Annotated in this window: 14 protein-coding genes; all 14 read left to right on the top strand. The window is 54.6% G+C overall.

Features of this window, described 5'->3' with window-relative positions; all coding sequences use genetic code 11:
- A partial coding sequence (locus tag QZ105_RS03795; RefSeq protein ID WP_293728525.1) for a DNA translocase FtsK occupies nt 1-1,976 on the top strand: 1,976 nt, incomplete at its 5' end.
- Between the two features lie 17 nt (nt 1,977-1,993).
- Nucleotides 1,994-2,749, top strand: coding sequence for a helix-turn-helix domain-containing protein (locus tag QZ105_RS03790; RefSeq protein ID WP_293728524.1), 756 nt, complete (start codon nt 1,994-1,996; stop codon nt 2,747-2,749).
- 9 nt (nt 2,750-2,758) lie between these two features.
- Entirely contained in the window at nt 2,759-4,609 is a 1,851-nt protein-coding gene (locus QZ105_RS03785; protein ID WP_293728523.1) for a YgiQ family radical SAM protein, read from the top strand.
- A gap of 17 nt (nt 4,610-4,626) precedes the next feature.
- Nucleotides 4,627-5,619: an extracellular solute-binding protein gene (locus QZ105_RS03780; protein WP_293728522.1), complete on the top strand. Its 993-nt coding sequence runs from the start codon at nt 4,627-4,629 to the stop codon at nt 5,617-5,619.
- A gap of 11 nt (nt 5,620-5,630) precedes the next feature.
- Complete coding sequence (gene rimO, locus QZ105_RS03775) at nt 5,631-6,953, top strand: 30S ribosomal protein S12 methylthiotransferase RimO (RefSeq protein ID WP_293728521.1); 1,323 nt, start codon at nt 5,631-5,633, stop codon at nt 6,951-6,953.
- Between the two features lie 31 nt (nt 6,954-6,984).
- Nucleotides 6,985-8,241, top strand: coding sequence for a competence/damage-inducible protein A (locus QZ105_RS03770; RefSeq protein ID WP_293728520.1), 1,257 nt, complete (start codon nt 6,985-6,987; stop codon nt 8,239-8,241).
- A 25-nt stretch (nt 8,242-8,266) separates the two neighbouring features.
- The gene (locus QZ105_RS03765) at nt 8,267-9,862 is read left to right on the top strand and encodes a DEAD/DEAH box helicase (protein ID WP_293728519.1); all 1,596 of its coding nucleotides are present in this window, start codon (nt 8,267-8,269) and stop codon (nt 9,860-9,862) included.
- A 52-nt stretch (nt 9,863-9,914) separates the two neighbouring features.
- Nucleotides 9,915-11,741: a GTPase HflX gene (gene hflX, locus QZ105_RS03760; RefSeq protein ID WP_293728518.1), complete on the top strand. Its 1,827-nt coding sequence runs from the start codon at nt 9,915-9,917 to the stop codon at nt 11,739-11,741.
- A gap of 20 nt (nt 11,742-11,761) precedes the next feature.
- The gene (locus QZ105_RS03755; protein ID WP_293728517.1) at nt 11,762-13,006 is read left to right on the top strand and encodes a methionine gamma-lyase family protein; all 1,245 of its coding nucleotides are present in this window, start codon (nt 11,762-11,764) and stop codon (nt 13,004-13,006) included.
- A gap of 49 nt (nt 13,007-13,055) precedes the next feature.
- Entirely contained in the window at nt 13,056-13,526 is a 471-nt protein-coding gene (locus tag QZ105_RS03750; RefSeq protein ID WP_293728516.1) for a tripartite tricarboxylate transporter TctB family protein, read from the top strand.
- Nucleotides 13,527-13,538: 12 nt separating this feature from the next.
- Nucleotides 13,539-15,020 carry a tripartite tricarboxylate transporter permease gene (locus QZ105_RS03745; RefSeq protein ID WP_293728515.1) on the top strand — a complete coding sequence of 494 codons (1,482 nt, stop codon included), beginning with the start codon at nt 13,539-13,541 and terminating at the stop codon, nt 15,018-15,020.
- 146 nt (nt 15,021-15,166) lie between these two features.
- A complete protein-coding gene (gene gltX, locus QZ105_RS03740) occupies nt 15,167-16,636 on the top strand; it encodes a glutamate--tRNA ligase (protein ID WP_293728514.1) in 1,470 nt (489 codons plus the stop codon).
- A 38-nt stretch (nt 16,637-16,674) separates the two neighbouring features.
- The gene (locus QZ105_RS03735; RefSeq protein ID WP_293728513.1) at nt 16,675-17,523 is read left to right on the top strand and encodes a protease inhibitor I42 family protein; all 849 of its coding nucleotides are present in this window, start codon (nt 16,675-16,677) and stop codon (nt 17,521-17,523) included.
- A 9-nt stretch (nt 17,524-17,532) separates the two neighbouring features.
- A complete protein-coding gene (locus tag QZ105_RS03730) occupies nt 17,533-17,778 on the top strand; it encodes a cell division protein ZapA (RefSeq protein WP_293728512.1) in 246 nt (81 codons plus the stop codon).
- Nucleotides 17,779-17,782 lie beyond the last annotated feature (4 nt).

Below are 17,782 nucleotides of genomic sequence, written 5' to 3'. Positions count from 1 at the left end.
GAGCGGCCAATGGCAGCCCGATTCAAAACGTATACCGCAGCGGCGAGTTCGGCGCTTTTACCGACGGCATTGAAAAGAAATCTTCGTTTAAGCAGATATTGAGCTTTAACAGCAGCGTGTATGAGCAGGAGCCTGTGAAGCAGGAGGTGGAGCAGGACCCTATCCAGGTACCGGAATGGCAGACGGAGAGGAAGCCTGCCGTTGTGCTGCGTCCTATAATTAATTATGACGACGTGCCCGTGCCAATGCCGTCCCGCCGCTTTTTGGAGGAAAGCGTGCCGGAGGAGGAGCCGCCGCGTTTGGCAGAGCCTCAGCCGGAGCCGCGTTCCGTTATTCATAATGAATACCGCGAGCAGCTGGCACAGAAGCCGCAGCCTGTTCGTCCGGCAGAACGGCCTGTGCCGCAGACGGAGGAACCGCGCCGCATAGAAATTTTTGACAGCGCGGAAAAAATTCACCCGGAGCAGACTGCGCCTGCACCCGCAGCGGCAGCCGCTGCTGTGAAGCAGGAGGAAGCGCCGCAGCAGGGTTCGGATTATATACTGCCGCCGCTGGAGCTTTTGGATATGCCCAAGGTTAGCGACCCGGTTTCCTATCAGAAGGATATTATGGAGCAGTGCGCCGTTTTGGAGCAGACCTTGAAGGATTTCCGTGTCCGCGCCAATGTTATCGCCGTGACCCGCGGGCCTTCCGTTACGCGCTTTGAATTGGAGCCAGCGCCCGGCGTCAAGGTAAGCTCCGTAGTCAATCTTGCAGACGATATTGCCCTGCGTCTGGCCGCTCCCGGCGTGCGTATTGAAGCACCCATTCCCGGCAAATCAGCCATCGGTATCGAAGCGCCTAATACGAAAAACGATACGGTCTGCTTCCGCGAGGTGGTGGACGACGCGAAGGTACGTAATGCGCCGTCGCGGCTGTGCATCGGCTTGGGCAAGGATATCAGCGGCAATATTATTTCCGCGGATTTGTCCAAGATGCCTCATTTGCTGGTAGCAGGCTCTACCGGTTCCGGCAAATCCGTATGCATCAATACGATTATTACAGGAATTTTATATAAGGCCCGCCCGGAGGAGGTCAAGCTGATTTTAGTGGACCCTAAGGTGGTGGAGCTGTCCAATTATAACGGTATCCCACATTTGCTGACGCCTGTTGTGACAGAGCCGAAAAAGGCTGCCTCCGCCCTGCACTGGGCTGTGGCTGAAATGGAGCGGCGCTATAAGCTGTTTGCGGATAATCATGTGCGCGAAATTAATAGCTACAACGCGCAGGCACAGGAAAAGATGCCTTTTATCGTTATCATTATCGACGAGCTGTCCGATTTGATGATGGTAGCTAAGGTGGACGTGGAGGACGCCATTCTGCGTTTGGCGCAGAAGGCGCGCGCCGCCGGTATTCATTTGATTTTGGCTACGCAGCGTCCTTCTGTGGACGTTATTACCGGTATCGTAAAGGCCAATATTCCTTCGCGCATAGCGTTCGCCGTTTCCTCGCAGACTGATTCCCGTACCATTATCGATATGGGCGGCGCGGAAAAGCTGCTGGGAAAGGGCGATATGCTGTTTTATCCTATCGGCTTCAACAAGCCCGTGCGTGTGCAGGGCGCTTTTGTGACTGACGCCGAAATTAATAATATAGTGGACTTTATCGTTCAACAGTCCATACCCGTTAATTACAGTGAGGAAGTGACCCAGCAGGAGCTGGAATGCGATGGCCGCAACGGCGGAGCGGAGGAAAATATGCCGTCCTCGCCTATGGAGGACGAGCTTTTCGAGGACGCTTTAAATCTGGTACTGGATATGGGGCAGGCCTCCAGCTCGATGCTGCAGCGGCGCTTTCGCATCGGCTATACCCGCGCGGCCCGTCTGGTGGATACTATGGAGGAGCTGGGCATTGTTGGCCAGTCCGTGGGCAGCAAGCCCCGCGAGGTTATTATGTCAAGGCAGGAGGCGGAGGAGCGCTTCCTGAAGCGTGAATAAAGGTGGAGGTACTGGCAATGGATACTGAAAAAACCGTTGGTGCGATTTTGCGGGAAGCACGCCTGGCCAAGGGCCTGTCCTTGGCAGAGGTGGAAAAGGGAACCAGCATCCGCAGCCGTTATCTGGAGGCTGTGGAAAAGGAGGAATACGATAAAACTCCGGGTGAAGTGTTCCTGAAGGGCATCATTCGTAATTACGGCAATTATCTGGGACTGAACGGGCCGGAGCTGGTGGATATGTACAAGGCTGCGGTCGCCGGTGTGGCTAAGGATTCCGTGCGCAGCGCCGGTATCCGCGAGGTGGATAAGGTGCGCCTGAATATTCAGCTCAAGGAAAAAAGAGATATTGGCAGCGGTACCGGACGTGTGGAGCTGCCGAGCTTTTCGCTTCGGCAGTGTTTGGCAGGTCTGGCCGTAGTCGTGGTTTTAGCAGGCGGCTATTTTGCCGTACCCCAAGCCATAGATTATTTTAAGAACCGTCCGCAGAGTACGCCAACGGCAGCGGAGGAGCCAAAGCCTGCTCCCGCAGTATTGGATAAGGTAGTAGTGGAGATGGAGGCCAATGGCCCCTGCTGGTTGGAGGTCAACGCCGACGGCAAGGAAATTTTTGCCGGTATGCTGCAGCCTAAGGATAAAAGAAGCTATGAGGCTAAGGATAAGCTAATTATAAAATACGGCAATATAGGCGTTATGAGCGTAAAGGTCAACGGCGAGCCCGTGGATATGCAGGGCGAGCATGGCGTGGCCGTGAAAACCTATAACAGATTAAAGTAGGAGAATCTGATGAAGCAATTTTTACCAATTTCCAAGGAGGAAATTGCGGAGCGCGGTTGGGAGCAGCTGGACTTTCTGTTCGTCAGCGGCGACGCCTATGTGGATCACCCCTCCTTTGGCCCGGCAGTTATCTGTCGCGTGCTGGAGTCGCAGGGCTACAAGGTGGCGCTTTTATGCCAGCCGCGTTGGGAAAAACCTGAATATTTTGCTGCGCTGGGCAAGCCGCGCTTAGGCGTGCTCATATCCGGCGGCAATCTGGATTCCATGCTGTGCCGCTATACGGCGGCCAAGCATGAACGCAGCGTTGATAAATATACGGCGGGCGGCGCTGTAGGCAAGCGTCCTGACCATGCTACGGCGGTTTACGCCCAAATGGTCAAAAGGCTGTGGCCCGACCTGCCGGTGATTATCGGCGGCATTGAAGCCAGCCTGCGCCGCTTTGTGCATTATGATTACTGGGAAAACAGGCTGCTGCCTTCGATTTTGGAAAGCAGCGGCGCTGACCTTTTGGTTTACGGCATGGGTGAAAAGCAGGTGGTGGAAATCGCCGATTATTTAAGCGGCGGCGCCAGCATCGAGGATATGCGGTATATCCGCGGAACGGCTTATGCTGCTGATACGCTGCCGGAGGAGGAATATGTCAAGCTGCCGGGCTGGAAGGCCATCAGGGACGATAAGCGTTTCTTCGCGCAGGCCTACCATTTACAGAGCAGGGAGCAGGATCCATTTTACGGCAAGCCTGTAGTGCAGCGGGGGCAGAATAAATATATTGTGCAGAACCCGCCCGTTTATCCTCTGACACAGGAGGAAATGGACGCTATTTACGATTTGGACTATATGCGCAGCTGGCACCCCAGCTACGACGCGCAGGGCGGTGTGGCGGCTTTGGAGGAGGTGCAGTTCAGCATCGTCAGCTGCCGCGGCTGCTTTGGCAGCTGTGCCTTCTGCGCCATTCACGCCCATCAGGGGCGCATCATTCAGGCGCGCAGCCATGAATCCATTCTGCGCGAGGCAAAAATTTTAACCAGGCTGCCTGGCTTTAAGGGCTATATTCACGATGTTGGCGGTCCTACGGCCAACTTCCGGCATACCTCCTGCGCCAAGCAGCTGAAATACGGCGTGTGCCGCGACAGACAATGCTTGTTCCCGTCGCCCTGTCCCAACATCGACGCGGACCACAGCGATTATATTGCTTTGCTGCGTAAGGTACGCGCTTTACCGGGTGTGAAAAAGGTCTTTATCCGCAGCGGTATTCGCTACGATTATTTGCTGGCGGATAAAAAGCAGGAATTTTTGGACGAGCTGTGCCGTTATCATATCAGCGGTCTTTTGAAAATTGCTCCGGAGCATATTGCGCCGCCGGTTCTGCAGCGCATGGGCAAGCCGGGCAAAGAGGTTTATGTGAAGTTTATGCGCTTGTTTGCGCAGAAAAATAAGGAGCTGGGGCTGCCCCAGTATCTGGTGCCTTACTTTATCAGCAGTCACCCCGGCTGTACGCTGAACAACGCTGTCGAGCTGGCGGAATTCCTGCGGGATATCAAGCATCAGCCGGAGCAGGTGCAGGATTTTATCCCTACGCCGGGCAGCGAGGCCACGGCCATGTATTATTCCGGTGTGGACCCCAAAAGCGGCCAAAGCGTTTTTGTAGCGCGCAATCCTCACGATAAGGCTATGCAGCGGGCGTTGATGCAGTATAAAGCGCCGCGCAACCGGCAGCTGGTGCTAGAGGCGCTGCAAAAGGCCGGGCGTTTGGATTTAATCGGCAGCGGGCCTAAATGCCTGCTGGCGGAAAAGCAGGAAAGCGGACGCCGCGGCGGCAAGCCCAGGGAAGCGGCGCGCAGGCCAAAAAGGCGCTCTTAGAGCGGAAAGGTTATATTATGTTACGTTGGCTGACGCTGGCGCTGCTGCTGGCCGCCATGAGCTTGACCGCCGGCTGCGGCGATAAGCAGGAGGCTGCGCAGGCAGAGGAACAGCATATCTTAACAGTATATTCGGAGCTGGACCAAAAATTTACAGAGGATTTGCTGCGCAGCTTTAACGAAAGCAATGAGAAAAAAATTGTGGTTAAGGGTGTGTACGAGCTGAAGCAGGACGCGCCGCAGCCGGATATCGTACTGGCCGAGCAGCGCACCCTGAACCGGCTGAAGCTGGAGGGCAGCTTAAAGCCCGTGGCCTTTGCCGCCGGCGACAGGCTGCCGGAAAAGCTGCGGGACGGCGATTTGTGCTGGTACGGCGTATTTTACGACCCGACGGTGTTTTTGGTCAATCAGCAGTTTGCCCGCGTTATAGGGCAGCGCAGTTTGACCGGCTGGGTGGATTTGGAAAATAACGAGCAGCTGCGTATCGCGATGGAAAATTTGTCGGACAGCAGCAGCACCCAAAACTTTTTGGGCGCTTTTGCCGACGCCATGGGCGAGACGACATCGCTGAATTATTTGTGGAATATCAACCGCTTTGTGGGGCAATACGCTAAATTTCCCTTTACGCCGGTACGCATGACGGCGGTTGGCGATGCGGATATAGCGATTACCCGGCAGAGCTATGTTTTTAAATATCTGGAAAATAAATTTCCGGCTTATGTAGTGCAGCCCAGAGAGGGCACGCCGGTCAACCTTTACTGTGTGGGGCTTTTTAAAAGCTGCGGCGAAGAGGTGCAGGCGCTGGCCTTTATGGAATGGCTGCTGGCTGACGAAAGGGTGCAGGCCGTTTCGCAGGCCAATAATACGGGCTTCCTCTTTTTATTCCCGCGGGGCTTGGAGGGCGGCGCGGCCGATGCGTCCAAGCTGTGGCTGAACAAAAGCTATTTGCAGCCTGCCGCGCAGGAAGCCTTGACTAAGAAATGGCTGGAAAGAGTACGCTTTAGCAAGTAGGAGGATACAGAATGAAAATAGGTATGGTCAGCTTGGGCTGTCCTAAAAATCTTGTGGATTCAGAGGTAATGCTGGGGCTGATTCGCGAAAAGCAGCTGGATATCACGAACGACCCGGCGGAAGCAGATTTGATTATCGTCAATACCTGCGGCTTTATCGAAAGCGCCAAGGAGGAATCCATCGGCACTATTTTACAGATGGCAGAATATAAAAAGAGCGGTAGCTGCCAATATTTGGTGATGACCGGCTGCCTGGGCCAGCGCTATGCTGACGAATTGTTTGAGAGCATGCCGGAGGTGGACGCTATCGTCGGCACCGACTGCTTTACGGATATCGCCTGGGTTATCGAGCAGGTGATGCACGGCAAACGGCTGAAGCACCTGCGCAAGCTGGAAAGCAAGAACGTGCCCCTGCCGCCGCGTATGCTGACCACGCCCAGCTATATGGCATATTTGAAGATTGCCGAGGGCTGCGATAACTGCTGCTCCTACTGCATCATTCCTCAGCTGCGGGGCCCTTATACCTCCCGCCCTTACGAGGAGGTTATGGCGGAAGCCAGAGCCTTGGCTGCCAGCGGCGTTAAGGAGCTTATCGTAGTGGCGCAGGATACTACGCGCTACGGCGAGGATTTATACGGCAAGCTGCTGCTGCCCCAGCTGCTGCGCGATTTGAACGAGCTGGAGGGCGTCCGCTGGATACGGGTTATGTATCTGTATCCCAATAATTTTACCGACGAGCTCATCGACGCCTTTGCCTCTTTGAACAAGGTGTGCAAATATATCGATATTCCCTTGCAGCACGCCAGCGACAGCCTGCTGGCCAGCATGAACCGCTATGATACGCGGGCGCAGGTGGAAATGCTGCTGCAAAAGCTGCGTACCCGCATACCCGGCATTACCATTCGTACTACCTTTATTGTGGGCTTCCCCGGTGAAACGGATAATGATTTTGCCGAGTTGATGGATTTTGTAGAGCAGCAGCGCTTTGAAAACGCCGGTGTGTTCCAATACTCTCAGGAGGAGGGCACGGTGGCAGGCGCTATGGAAAACCAGATTGCGCCGGAAATTAAGGAAAGCCGCTATCACGAGCTGATGGCGCTGCAGGCCGGTATTTCGGAGGAAATTCACCGGGAGAGAGAGGATGAAGTGCTGGAGGTTTTGGTCGAGGGCTTCGACGAGGAGCATTTGGCCTATGGCCGCAGCCAGCACGAGGCTCCGGAAATCGACGGCACCATCTTTATTGAAAATGCCGGAGAGCTGGAGATTGGACAGATGGTAAGGACCCGCATTTTACAGGGCTTTACTTACGAAATGGTGGCTGAGCAGGAGCTGTAAAAGACGCTCCGTTGCGGCTGGAGGGATGAAAATGAAGGCAGAGATCATAACGACAGGAACTGAACTGCTGCTGGGCGAAATTCTTAATACTAATGTGCAGTATCTTTCCCGCAGGCTGAACAGCATGGGCTTCGACGTTTTGTACCACACTACGGTGGGCGATAACCCGGAGCGTATGCTGGCGGTGCTGGAAAAGGCCATGGAGCGCGCCGATATTATTATTACTAGCGGCGGCTTGGGGCCTACCCGCGGCGACATTACCAAAGAAATGGTGATGCAGGTGTGCCATACGGAAAGCTATCTGGATTTGGACACCTGGGGACGCATCGACGCTTATTTTGCCAAAAAAGGCGTCTGCCGCCCGGCCAATAACGATAAGCAGGCCTATGTGCCTTTGGGGGCGGAAATACTGCAGAACGATGTGGGAACTGCGCCGGGACTGTGGCTGGAATATCAGGACAAGCTTTTTATTCTGCTGCCAGGGCCTCCCTCCGAGCTGACGGACGTGTGTGAAAAGCAGCTGTGGCCCCGCTTGCTGCGCCGCTTTGCCGACCATGGCGTTATTTTGTCCCGCACGCTGCATTTGCGCGGCTTGGGCGAATCGCTGGCGGCGGAAAAGCTGGACGCTTTAATTATGGCCCAAAGCAATCCGACGATTGCTTTGTATGCCCGCTACGGCGAAATTTTGGTGCGCTTAACGGCTAAGGCTGCCGGTGAAGCGCAGGCTAAGGCTATGCTGGATACTTGCGAGCAGCAGGTGCGCCAGTATGTCGACGAATATATTTACGGTGTGGATGACGCCACTTTGGCTGCATGTTTAGGCCAGGAGCTGCTGAAGCAGGGCAAAACAATTGCCTTTGCCGAATCCTGCAGCGGCGGCCTGGCCAGCAGTTTGGTTACGGACGTGCCGGGCAGCAGCGAATACCTGCTGGGCAGCGTAGTAACCTATACCAATATGGCGAAAAACAAGCTCATCAACGTGCAGCAGGATACCTTGAGCCGCTATGGCGCCGTCAGCAGAGAAACGGCCTGCGAAATGGCCGCAGGCGTGCGCCGTCTGCTGGGCAGCGATTTGGGCGTCAGCATTACGGGCAACGCCGGGCCAAGCGCCAGCGAGGGCAAGCCGGTAGGGCTTGTGTATATCGCCGTGGCTACGGAGGACGTGGTGTATTGCCAGGAGCACCGTTTTGCTTCAACGAGAACAGAAAATAAGCTGCGGATAGCGCTGACCGCTATTTCCATGGCTATTGATAAATTAAAGGAAGAAAAGAAGAATAAGGAAGCGTAAGCTTCTGAGCGGAGGAATTTTATTGATGACAACACAAAAAGAAATGTTTGGTGAACTGGAACTGGATAAAAAGGTCGTAGCGGCATTGACGGAAATGGGCTTTGAAGAGCCTTCTCCCATTCAGGCAGCCACGATTCCGCTGGTGCTGGAGGGTAACGACGTTATCGGCCAGGCCCAGACGGGTACGGGCAAAACTGCCGCTTTCGGCATTCCCCTGGTGCAGTCCATCGACGATTTTAAGCATATTCAGGCTTTGATTATGTGCCCGACCCGCGAGCTGGCTATTCAGGTAGCCGAGGAGGTGGGCAAGATCGGCCGCACCCGCCGCGTGCGCGCGCTGCCGGTTTACGGCGGCCAGCCCATCGAACGCCAGATTCGTGCGCTGAAAAATAACGTGCAGATCGTCATCGGCACTCCCGGCCGCTTGATCGACCACATCAACCGCGGTACGATTAAGCTGGACAACATTAAGTTTTTGGTGCTGGACGAGGCCGATGAAATGCTGGATATGGGCTTTGTGGACGATATCGAGGAGATTATGCGCGCGCTGCCGACGGAGCGTCAGACGCTGCTGTTTTCCGCAACCATGCCTCGTCCGATTTTGAGCCTGACCAAAAAGTACATGAAAGCGCCGAAGAATGTGACCATTTCCAAGGAAGAGCTGACAGTACCGCTGATCGAGCAGTATTATTTTGAAACCAAGGATAAGATCGAAGGCTTGTGCCGCCTGCTGGATGCGGAAATAGACGGCAAGCTGATTATTTTCTGCCGCACGAAGAAGGGTGTGGACGATTTATCCATCGCTTTATCCAGCCGCGGCTATATGGCCGAGGGCCTGCACGGCGATTTGAGCCAGAACCAGCGCGACCGCGTGATGAAGAAATTCCGTGAGGGCGCAGTGGACGTGCTCATTGCTACGGACGTAGCAGCCCGCGGCATCGATGTTGATAATATTACCCACGTTATCAATTTTGACATTCCTCAGGATCCGGAAAGCTATGTACACCGCATTGGCCGCACGGGCCGCGCAGGCAATACGGGTGTGGCTATGACCTTTATTACGCCGCGGGAATTCCGTCAATTAAAGCTTATCGAGCGCATGGTTAAGACCAAGATTCAGCGCCGTCAGCTGCCGACTGCGGCTAATGTTATCGAGCGCCAGCGGGACCAGATTATCAGCAAGATGCAGACGGTGCTGGAGCTTAACGCCTATCACGATTATATGCCCATTGCCGAAAGCCTGCTGGACGATTACTCCGCCGAGGAGGTAGCTGCCGCAGCTATTAAGCTGATGCAGGAGGGCAATAAGGCTTTGGAAGCGCCGCAGGAGGATATGCTGGCTATGGATTTGCAGAACACCGGCGGCCGTCCCGGAATGGTGCGCCTGTTTATGAACATCGGCCGCAGCCAGAAGATTATGGTTAAGGATATTGTCAGCACTATCGCCATCGAGGCGGATATTCCCGCCCGCGATATCGGCCTGATTAATATTTATGATAAATTTACCTTCGTCGAGGTGCCGGAGGACGTAGCGGAAAAGGTTATCGGCGCTATGCACAAGAACTTTATCAAGGGCTATAAGGTGAACATCGAGCCCGCGCGGGTAAGAGAGCGCCGTTGATGCTTGATAGTTGGCTTTTCCGGCAGCGAGAAAATTGCATGGAGGTGCCGTCATGGCACAGAATAATATTTACGGTAATCTGAAAGGCCTCAGAAATTCCGTTATCGAAGAACTGAAAACCTTATACGAGCTGCGCCTGGAGGCAGGGCAGCTGGTCACGGCGGAGCTGGCCCTGAAGCTGGCAGATATTACGGATTTTATCAACCGCGAGGTGTCCGTTTACATCAGCCGCAGCGGCCAGGTGCTGGCCGTGGCCGTAGGCGACGACCAAAGCGTGGAGCTGCCGCCCATCGAAGGGCGGCGCGGTGTCAGCCGTTTAAGCGGCGTGCGCTGCGTGCATACCCATCCCAACGGCAATCCTGCCTTGAGCGGCGTGGATATTTCGGCGCTGAAAAATAACCGTTTCGACGCTATGGTCGCTATCGGCGTTACTTCGCCGGACTTTGCCCAATCCACGCTGAGCTTCGGCATGATCACCAGTATGGACGATAACGAGCAGTACCAGACGGAATGCTACGGGCCGCTGACGCTGGAGCAGGCGGAGGGTGTTTTCTTCCCCAATCTGGCGGCGATGGTGGAGCGTATTCTGGAAAAGCAGAGCGGCGGCTCTAGTCTGGCGCAAAGCGCGGAACGAGCCATTCTGGTAGGTATGGAATATGGCGGCGGCGTCAGCAGCATCGGCTGGACGGCGGAGGATTCCCTGGAGGAATTGAAGCAGCTGGCAGATACTGCCGGAGCGCAGGTTGTGGCTAAATTTTTACAGAAGCGTCCCAAGCCCGATCCGGCCTTTTTCATCGGCAAGGGTAAGGTGCAGGAGCTGGCGCTGTATGTGCAGCAGGAAAACGTCGACCTGTGTATTTTTGACGACGAGCTGTCGCCGGCGCAGCAGCGCAACATCGAGCAGGCTATGGGCGTGCGCGTGCTGGACCGCACGGCGCTTATTTTGGATATCTTTGCGCAAAGAGCGCGTACCAACGAAGGGAAGCTGCAGGTAGAGCTGGCGCAGCTGCAATACACCCTGCCGCGCATTATGGGTAAGGGCTTGAGCCTGTCCCGTTTAGGCGGCGGCATCGGTACCCGCGGCCCCGGCGAAACCAAGCTGGAGGTGGACAGGCGGCGTATCCGCGACCGTATCGCTTATATTAAGGAGTGCATCGGCAAGGTGAAAAGCGTGCGCACGCTGCACCGGGCAGGACGAGCTAAGGCCAGCGTGCCTACGGTAAGCCTTGTAGGTTATACTAACGCCGGCAAGTCCACGCTGCTTAATACGCTGACTAATTCGGATATTTACGCCAAGGACCAGCTGTTTGCGACCCTTGACCCCACGACGCGCCAACTGGAGCTGCCCCATAAGCAGCAGGCCATTCTGACCGATACTGTGGGCTTTATTCAGCGCTTGCCCCATCAGCTGGTGGCGGCGTTTCAGTCCACCTTGGAGGAGGTGGTGGAGGCTGATGTGCTGCTGCACGTTATCGACGTCAGCCACGAGCTGTACAAGGAGCAGAGCAATGCCGTGTATCAGGTATTGGACGAGCTGGGCGCCAGGGATAAAACCATCATTACTGTTTATAATAAAATCGATAAGCTGCCGGAGGGCTCCGGTCTGCCGGACCGTTTGGCTAAGGAAGAAAACAGCGTCTGCATTTCTGCCAAGAGCGGCGTTAATCTGGACGTACTGCTGGAGCTGATTGCCGAAAATCTGAAGCTGAAGGCAGTGGAAGCAAGCTTTTTGATTCCCTACAGCGATTCTGCCGCCGCCGCGCGTCTGCACGAGGCGGGCACGGTGCTGGAACAGGAATATCTGACCGAGGGCACGCTGCTGAAGGTGCGTCTGGAGGCAGAGCAGCTAAGCGAATTTGAGCAATATCTGCAAAAATAATTTATGTAAGGTGAAGTATTTTGATCGACTATCAAGCACTTGAACAAGCGGCTTTGGCAGCTGTGGCTGAACACACGCCGGAGCTGGAGGCGGCGGCGCTGTATAATACGGAAAAGGTTATCGCCGCTTTTCGCCATAATATGGTTTCCGATTATTATTTAAAGCCTACTACGGGCTACGGCTACAGCGACGTGGGCCGCGATAAGCTGGATCTTATTTACGCCGAGCTGTTTAAAACGGAAGCGGCTTTGGTACGCTCCCAATTTGTCAGCGGCACTCACGCTTTGGCTGTGGCGCTTTTGGGCAACCTGCGGGCGGGGGACGAGTTGGTGGCCGTTACCGGCGCTCCCTACGATACCATGCAGACCATCATCGGCTATCCCGTAAAAACTCCGGGCAGCCTGGTGGACTTGGGCGTGACCTATAAGGAGCTGCCCATGACGGGCGGCCATGTGGATTTAGAGACCGTGAAAAAGGCCGTAACCGACAAAACCACCATGGTGCATATTCAGCGTTCCTGCGGCTACAGCAGCGAGCGCAAGACCATCGACGTGGCGGAAATCGGCCGCATCTGCCAGGCAGCCAAGGAGGCTAACCCCAAGGTTATTTGCTTCGTGGACAACTGCTACGGCGAATTTATCGAAAAGCAGGAGCCGACGGAGGTCGGCGCAGACCTGATGGCCGGTTCCCTGATTAAGAATTTGGGCGGCGGTTTGGCTCCTACCGGCGGTTATATCGTAGGCCGCGCGGATTTGGTGGAAAACGCCTCCTATCGTTTAACAGCTCCCGGCTTGGGCGGCGAAATGGGCGCTACTTTAGGCGATACGGCGCGGGAATTTTATCAGGGGCTCTTTTTAGCGCCGCATATCGTGGTGCAGGCCGTTAAGACAGCTATTTTCGCAGCGGCGGTTTTCCAGGGCCTGGGCTACGCTGTAAAGCCGCTGCCCCAGGAGCGCCGCAGCGATATCATTCAGGCTATTACGCTGGAAAGCAAGCAGCGTTTATGTGATTTTTGTGTAGCCGTGCAGAGCAATTCGCCGGTGGACGCCCATGTGGAGCCGGTGCCTTCGCCGCTGCCGGGCTATCAGGACGATATTATTATGGCGGCCGGCACCTTCGTGCAGGGAGCTCCCATCGAGCTGAGCGCCGACGGGCCCTGCCGCGAGCCCTATAACGTCTTTTTCCAGGGCGGGCTCACCTTCGAGCACGGCAGACTGGCTATTATGGCGGCAGCTAAGCGGGTAGGGGAGAAAGCAGGCCTGTAAGCTGCGCCGGTGCGTATCCAAGAAATATGTTTATAAGAGGTTGATTGTGATGAATAATATGACCGTCTGCAATTATATTGTGGGTTTGGCGGGGGCTGTTATCGGCGGGCTGATTATGCTGGCGGCCGCGGAATTTCCGCTGAGCTTTACTGAAAACGGTCCTGGACCGGGCTTTTGGCCCTTCAGCCTGGGCTGCGCTTTGCTGGCGGCGGCAGTGGGCTTATTGCTGTACACCTTCAGCAACAAGACCGACCTGTCCGGCCAGCGGGTGAACCTGACGACAACGGCTAACAAGCGCGTCTATATGATGATGGGCTTAGTGGTAATCTTCTGCGTGCTGATGAACCTGCTGGGCTTTTACCCGGCGGCTGCGCTCTTGATTGCCGCTGTGATGCGGCTCATGGATTACCGCAATAATAAGGTTATCGTCCTGACGGCGGTGCTGACTTTGGTATTTATTTATCTTGTATTCGGACTTTTGCTGCATACGTCCATGCCGGAGTCCATCTTTTTGGAATAGGAGGTCATACTTATGGGCGACGTTATTACTGCATTAAATATGATCTTCGTTCCTCTCAACCTGTTAGGACTTTTCTTCGGCGTGCTGGTGGGCATTGCCTTCGGCTGCATGCCGGGCCTTAGCGTCAATATGGGTCTGGCGCTGCTCTTTCCGCTGGCCTTTACCTTTCATGGCATCGGCGGTATTTTAATGCTGCTGGGCATTTACTGCGGCGCTATTTACGGCGGCAGTATCAGCGCCATTCTGCTGAAAACGCCGGGTACGCCGGCGTCGGTGGCGACTACGCTGGACGGTTATCCCATGGCGACGAAAATGGGGCAGCCGGGCCGTGCTCTGGGCCTGTCCACCATGGCCAGCACCTTTGGCGGCGTGTTCAGCACCGTGTGTTTGATTTTATTGGCACCGCAGCTGGCGAAGGTGGCCCTGCAATTTTCCAAGCCAGAATATTTCGCGCTGGCCATCTTTGGCCTGAGCATTATTACCAGCGTATCCTCGGGCAGCGTTATCAAGGGCATTATGGGCGGTCTTATCGGCCTGTTTTTGGCTACCGTCGGCATTGACGATATGACAGGTACGATTCGCTTTACGCTGGACACGACTTATTTGTTGGGCGGCGTATCCTTTATTCCTGTGCTTATCGGCGTTTTTGCCTTTGCCCAGGTTTTGGGAAGCATCGAGGAATATTACCACCACGAGCGCAGCGAGCAGCATATGCTTATCGACCGCGTGCTGCCGTCCCTGACGGATATCAAGCGTGTTTTTACGACTCTGGTGCGTTCTTCGGCCATCGGCACCTTTATCGGCTGCGTACCAGGTACGGGCGGCGACATTGCCTCCTTTGTGTCCTACGACCAGGCTAAGCGCTGGTCCAAGCACGGCAGTAATTTCGGCAACGGAGAACCGGAAGGCATTGTGGCGTCCGAAGCGGGGAATAACGCCGTTTCCGGCGGTGCGTTTATTCCTGTTCTGACGCTGGGGATTCCCGGCGACGGCGCGACGGCCATTATGATGGGCGCGCTGATGGTTCAGGGCCTGCAGCCCGGCCCGCTGCTCTTTGTGGAAAAAGCTCCGGATGTGTACGCTATTTTTATTGGTTTGCTGCTGGCTAATCTTATCATGGGCTTGATGGGCTTCAGCCTGATTAGGTTGTTTACTAAAGTAGTTAATGTGCCTATTCATATTCTGTTGCCCATTATCGTGATGATGACCTTTGTGGGGACTTATTCCTATAATAATTCTGTCAACGATGTATATCTGATGGTGGCGAGCGGTTTTATCGGCTATTTCCTCAATAAGCTGGGCTTTTCCATGTCGGCCATTATTATCGGTATTATATTGGGAGGCATGGCGGAGCAGAATTTTGTCGGCTCGCTGATTATGAGCGACGGCACCTTCGGAATTTTTTACGAGCGTCCTCTGTGCCTGTTCTTTCTGGCTGCTGCAGCCTTATCGCTGCTGTCGCCGGTGTTAGGAAAGCTGTTTAAAAAAGCTTAATACTGTAAATGTACAGCTCTCTGCTTTGTCAGAGAGCTGTTTTAATTTTTACTCTTTCAGCAATAAATTTGCACTTTTGAGCGCTTCGCGGTATAATTATTCTGATATACAATTTTTATTTTATATTTTTAAAAGGAGACGATACAATGTCCGAGGTTAGAGTTAGATTTGCTCCCAGTCCTACTGGGTATTTACATATTGGCGGCGCCCGCACTGCGCTTTTTAACTGGCTGTTTGCCCATAAAATGGGCGGCAAGCTTATTCTGCGCATTGAGGATACCGACACGGAGCGCTTGAAGGAGGATTCTGTCAGCCAGATTCTTACCAGTCTGAAATGGCTGGGCATTAACTGGGACGAAGGCCCGGAGGTAGGCGGCGACTGCGGCCCTTATTATCAATCCGAGCGTTTGCCCATTTATCAAAAATATGCCGAGCAGCTTTTGGAGCAGGGCAAGGCTTATTATTGCTTCTGTTCTTCTGCCGACCTGGAGGCGCAGCGCGAAAAGCAGCGCGCCGCTAAGCAGCCCTTCCGTTATGCCCGCACCTGCCGCGATTTGCCGGTGGAGGAGGCTAAGGCTCGCGCCGCAGCAGGCGAGCCCTATTCCGTGCGCGTAAAAATTCCTGTGGAGGGTACTATTACCGTACATGATTTGATTCACGGCGACGTAACCTTTAATATGGACCAGTTTGACGATTTTGTTATCGTTAAATCCAACGGTATGCCTACTTATAATTTTGCCGTAGTTGTGGACGACCATCTGATGGGTATGACCCACGTGCTGCGCGCCGAGGAGCATCTTTCCAATACGCCAAAGCAGCTGTTGATTTACGAAGCTTTGGGCTGGGAGCCGCCTAAATTCGGCCATATGCCGATGATTCTTGCTCCCGACCGTTCCAAGCTGAGCAAGCGCCACGGCGCAACCTCCGTAGAGGAATTCCGCAGCCAGGGCTATCTGGCCGAGGCCATTGTTAACTACCTGACCCTTTTGGGCTGGGGCCCCGGCGACGAGCGCGAGCTGTTCACCTTGCAGGAAACTGTCAAGCTGTTTGAATTGGAGCAGATGTCCAAAAAAGCCGCTATTTATGATACCAAGAAGCTGACCTGGATGAACGGCCAGTATTTGTCCGAGCTGCCCCTGGAAAAGATTCTGCCCGAAGCCAAGCCCTTCTTTATTAAGGACGGCTTTGTGACCGAGGATTGGTTCGCAGAACATGAGGAATACTTCGCTAAATTGGTGGACGTAGTGCGCGTGCGCGTAAAAACCTTGCAGGAGGTAGCGGATGCCGCCAGCTATTTCTTCCAGGACGTAACGGAATACGATCCTAAGGGTGTGGCTAAGCACTTTAAGCCTGAAAGCGTCGGCCTGCTGGAGCAGTGCATCGCCGCTGTGGAGGCTGACGAGGTTTACGATTTAGCCAGCACCGAAGCGGCCTATAATAAAATTGCCGCCGATAACGGGCTGGCGCTGGGCAAGGTAATTCACCCGACCCGTTTGGCCTTGACCGGACGCACCGTTTCTCCCGGCATGTTCGATGTTATGGTGCTGTTGGGCAAGGAAAAAACGCTGGAACGCCTGCATAAAGCGGTGGAATATATTAAGGCTCATTGCTGCTAAAGCAGTGAGCGGTGTGCCTGAGCAAAGGAGGCGGCTGCATGAAGATTCTTTTGACTACTTTATTATGTTTAGCGCTGTGCCTGCCGGTATTTGCCGACCAGCAGACTACGGTGCTGCGGCAGGAAACTTCCGTAGGTAAGGCGCAGGCTGTGCTGCCCTATATTGACGGCAGCAACAGCGTTGATTTAGAGAAAAAGGCCAACGGCCTGATTTTAGCGGCGGCCCAGGAGCTGTCGCGTCAGGTGGGCGGCGGCAGCATCGATTATGAGGTAACGCTGAACCGTCCCAGCCTAGTCAGCGTGCTTTTGACTGCCAGGAACGGCAGCAAAATGGCTTACCGCGGGCTGAATCTTGATTTGACCACAGGGGCAGAGTTTGGCGTAACGGATTTTTTTATCAATAACGATACTGTTAAAGACGCTTTGCACGGCTATGACGACGTTTTGTTTACCGAAAACGGCCTGCTGTGTAGCCGCGGCAAATATGCGTCCTATGACGCTTTAGCGGTGCCTTATTCCCAGGTGCTGCCTTTTGTCCGTATCGGCGAAGCGGGGCGCATTATGCAGGTAGCACGTCTGACAGCTTCGGCGACGAAGAAAACGCTGGTGATGGAAAAGAGCGGCTTAATCGCTTTAAAGCTAGACGCTAATCCTTCTTCCGGCTACGGTTGGGTTATGAGCGCTTCTTCGTCCAATGTGCAGAAGGTGGGCAGCTCCTTTACCATTCCGCGGGCTGAGGAGGAGCGCGTAGGCACTCCCGGCGTGGAGATAGTTTTCCTGTATGTGGAGCAGCCCGGTACCTATAATATTAAAATGGAATACAAGCGCCCCTGGGAAAAGCTTTCTCTAGACAGCTTTTCGTTTACGGTAATTGTGCAGGGCGCGTAAGGAGTAAGTATGGAAAAGGCGGCTGTTTCTGTAAAAATTTGTAACGACACCTATATGCTGCGCACCTCTGCGCCGCAGGAACAGGTGCTGCGCGTGGCGCAGATGGTGGACGAGCGCATGCGGAGGCTGGCTGAGCAAAAGAACATACAGCACCGGGAAAAGCTGGCTGTGTGGACGGCGCTGGATTTGGCGGCGGAGCTGGACGCTTTGCAGCAGCGCTATGACAGGCTGCTGGCCGCCATTCGCGAAGGGTGAAATA

The sequence above is a fragment of the uncultured Phascolarctobacterium sp. genome (assembly GCF_905212365.1).
Taxonomy (GTDB): Bacteria; Bacillota; Negativicutes; order Acidaminococcales; family Acidaminococcaceae; genus Phascolarctobacterium_A.
This window is presented reverse-complemented; position numbering and strand designations above follow the sequence as displayed.